Genomic DNA, 3,953 nt, shown 5'->3' with positions numbered 1-3,953 from the left:
GCAGCCAGCATGTTTTCGTCCATCACATCAAATTGTGAAATTGTTTTTGTAGTCATTACATGACTCCTTTCGTGAAATGCGAGGGATTAAAGAAGGTTGTGACAAAAGATTCTAGTCTCGCTTTTTATTCGCAATACCCCTTTGGCGCGGTAGCTGATTGGACTTTTTGTTCGTCATTTGGACTCACAAAAGATCCTAATCATCCTCGCGGGGCTGGGACTACGAAATCGAGACTTTGTCTACCGATTTCTGTCCCACAGCCTCTTTAATCCAAGTTTGAGTGAAAAATTTGTCTTATTGCAATTTGACAACTAGAGTATAGCACTTTCTTTTAGATTTGTGGGGCAAAATTCATGAATGGTAGCTATTTACTCCTAAACAGTCATTTTTAATCAAAAACAGCACTTGACAAGAATAAATACTGTATATTTTAGATTAAAATTAATCTTCAAATAGAGAAATGACATCCCAGTTTAATCACCATATCTCCTACTTGCTTTTCTGACTAAAGCTAGCAGAGCAGCAGATAAGATAGACAAGCCCAAATAAAATATGAAGGCAGTCTCTTTTTGACCTGTTTTAGGCAGAAGAACTTGACTCTGTTTTGCTGGCTTTTGGCTGATAATATTGCCTGACTCATTCATAGGAAGAATCTGGGCGTTTGCATCGCCTGCTTCTTGACTAGCCATTTTTCCGGCAAGGGTTTGGCTTCCAGTTTGACCTTGCTGACTGGCCGCAGGCTTGACAGCTGACGATGGAGACGCCTGGCTTGGATTTTCTTGATTTTGCGGGTCTGGATTTCCTTGGTCTGCTGGATGTTCTTGATAGAGATAGTCGTATAATTGCTGGGCTGTCAATCCTCCGCCTGCCCAGCCTGATAGCAACTGACCATTTTTTACATAGAGAACAGTCGGCGTCCCCGGAATTCCTACCGTTTTAAATAGAAAATCCTTGGCTTGGTCATCCAGATCCTCACCATCTGTATTGTAATATTCCAACTGGTTGCCGATGAGCTGATTGAAGTCTTTCAATACCGGTGAAAACTGCCGGCAGTAATAACAGGTTGGACGGCCGATATAGAGTGTATGTTCCTGACCATCTTCCGTAAAAGCCTGATAAACTTGATTAATCGTAATCTTTTGAAAATCAGCAACGTTTTCTAAATAGCTGGCTGGACTGACCTCTGCTGCTTCATTCTCAGTTTCTTCTGATGACTCTTGATTCTGATCTGAAGCTTGAGCGTCTGTAGGTTGGCTTGGACTAGGCTCGGTCAACATCTCATCATCAGCTTTCGCCTCTATCGCATCAGGCAGGGTTGTCTCTGTGCTTCTGCTGACTTCTGTCTGCTCTTGGCCAGCTTGAGCCACGGGACTATCCGTATCAGCTGAGACCGATACAGCCCCTAGACCAAGCAAAAGCGGACAAAGCAATATAGACATTAAAAACTTGTTTTTCATAAGAAAACTCCTTTTCTCTTTTGATACCCTTAGTTTACCTCTTTTTGACCATAATGAAAGAGCTAAATCATAAATGGTTTTTATTTCATCCTAAACAGTCATTTACATAAGAATAAAAGTCTGCTTACACTTTTCATAAAGCATAAACAGACTTTTAAATATTTCATATCCAACTAGATCACTTTTTTATTGATATTTTGATAAATGACATTACAACTTAGAGAATAGAAGAAATCGAATAACTTCAGTCAACCTAAATTTATTAGGAATTAGTCTAGTCAATGACAAACTGCTCCCATATAAGCAGCAGCCGGTATCCAGTTAAAGGAACTTAGTAGCCGTCTATAAAGGCTCCAACGTACCCTCCAACTGTACAACCACCACCATTAACTTGTTCCAATGTTTCGACATTGATTTCTGAAATTTCTTAAATTGTTTTCATCGTTTTTCCTCAATTAATCTTTCTTCCTTAATAAAAACGGATAGATAATCAAAATGCGATATGAAAGGTATTTAGTCTTCTTTCAAATGATCAATATTCGGCATAGGAGGCTCAACATACTTCCAACCGCCAAATATAGAACCTAAGATAACAACTAAAAAGTAAATGATTAAATATTTCTTTTTTCGCATCATATACCTCCGCTACTATTTTTGTTTTTCAATATGAGCTAATCTTAGTGTCTCAACTCGTATTGAATATAGCCGCCCCAAACTCCACCTACTATGGCACAGCCAGCAACAGCCCATGGGCCAGCGGGCAAACAAGAAAGTCCAACCTGAACTGCACCAGAAGCTGCAGCTTTAAAGATATCTTGCGCACTGGGATTATAGTGACCACCACCACCTTCAACAGCAGCTAGCATGTTATCGTCCATCACATCAAATTGTGAAATTGTTTTTGTAGACATGAGAAACCTTCCTTTCGTAAAATGCGAGGGATTAAAGACAATATCTCTTGGATCTTTTCTTTAGTCCAAGTTTGAGTGAAAAATCTGTCTCATTGCAATTCGACAACTAGAGTATAGCACTTTCTTCTAGGTTTTGGGGGCAAAATCCTAAATGGTCCCTATTTACTCCTGAATAGTCATTGACAAAAAATTCAAGGGAATTTTTGACCATTTGGGATGATATAGCTACCATTTGGGATTTTCCTGACTTTTTTGGTCCGATTTATGCGATAATAAGGGTGCATTTGATCAATAGGAAAGGAAGATAATTATGTTTAGGTATCGAAAGACGTTTGTCCCTCAGATGGACGCTAGGGACTGTGGGGTAGCAGCTCTGGCTTCTGTCGCAAAATACTATGGCTCGGATTATTCTCTGGCCCATCTGCGGGAGCTGGCTAAGACGACTAAGGAAGGAACCACAGCTCTGGGCATCGTCAAGGCAGCCAAGGAGCTCGGCTTTGAGACGCGGGCCATCAAGGCAGACATGGGGCTCTTTGACCTGCCCGATGTCCCCTATCCCTTTATCGTTCATGTCAATAAAGAGAGCAAGCTTCAGCACTATTATGTCGTTTATAAAAAGGAGAAAAAGCAGCTGATTATCGGAGATCCGGATCCAGCGGTCAAGGTGTCTCGGATGAGTCGGGAGCGCTTTGAGGCTGAGTGGACTGGAGTAGCTATCTTTTTGGCACCTGAGCCCAGCTACAAGGTCCATCATGACAAGAAAAACGGCCTCATGAGCTTTATCCCGCTGATTCTCAGACAGAAGGCCCTGATTTTTTATATCGTCCTGGCCAGTCTTTTAGTGACTCTGATTAATATCGCTGGTTCCTACTATCTGCAGGGAATCCTAGACGAATACATCCCCAATCAGATGAAGACGACGCTGGGAGTCATTTCCATCGGTCTGATTGTGACCTATATCCTCCAGCAGTTTATGACCTTTTCGCGGGACTATCTCCTGACCATTCTCAGCCAGCGGCTGACCATTGATGTCATCCTGTCCTATATCCGCCATATCTTTGAGCTGCCTATGTCCTTCTTTGCGACTCGGCGGACGGGTGAGGTCATCTCCCGCTTTACAGATGCCAACTCCATCATTGATGCACTGGCTTCGACCATTCTTTCTCTCTTTCTGGATGTCTCCATCCTGATCACAGTCGGCAGTGTCCTCCTCCTGCAAAATACCAATCTTTTTCTGCTGACTCTGGTCTCCATTCCTATCTATATGGTCATCATTTTCACCTTTATGAAGCCTTTTGAAAAGATGAACCAGGATGTCATGCAAGCCAACTCCATGGTCAGCTCTGCCATTATCGAGGATATCAATGGCATCGAGACCATCAAGTCTCTGACCAGCGAGGAAGTTCGCTATCAAAAGATTGACAGCGAGTTTGTCGACTATCTGGATAAGTCCTTCAAACTCAGCAAGCTCTCCATCCTCCAGACCTCGCTCAAGCAGGGCGCCCAGCTCCTGCTTCAGGTCGGCATCCTTTGGTTTGGGGCCCAGCTGGTCATGAACGGTCGCATTTCTATCGGTCAGCTCATC

General features: G+C 42.7%; 3 protein-coding genes. 1 reads left to right on the top strand and 2 read right to left on the bottom strand.

The features are described from left to right. Window positions 1-473: 473 nt before the first annotated feature. Both STRDD11_RS05235 and STRDD11_RS05230 read right to left on the bottom strand, forming a co-directional pair. Window positions 474-1,457: a DUF6568 family protein gene (locus STRDD11_RS05235; RefSeq protein WP_128836036.1), complete on the bottom strand. Its 984-nt coding sequence runs from the start codon at window positions 1,455-1,457 to the stop codon at window positions 474-476. A gap of 677 nt (window positions 1,458-2,134) precedes the next feature. Beyond that, entirely contained in the window at window positions 2,135-2,368 is a 234-nt protein-coding gene (locus STRDD11_RS05230) for a Blp family class II bacteriocin (RefSeq protein WP_128836034.1), read from the bottom strand. Window positions 2,369-2,678: 310 nt separating this feature from the next. Here STRDD11_RS05230 and STRDD11_RS14210 point away from each other — a divergent pair. After that, a partial coding sequence (locus STRDD11_RS14210; protein WP_241209320.1) for a peptide cleavage/export ABC transporter occupies window positions 2,679-3,953 on the top strand: 1,275 nt, incomplete at its 3' end.

Origin of the sequence: Streptococcus sp. DD11, from assembly GCF_001578865.1 — a bacterium.
In the GTDB taxonomy this organism is placed as follows: Bacteria; Bacillota; Bacilli; order Lactobacillales; family Streptococcaceae; genus Streptococcus; species Streptococcus panodentis.
This window is presented reverse-complemented; position numbering and strand designations above follow the sequence as displayed.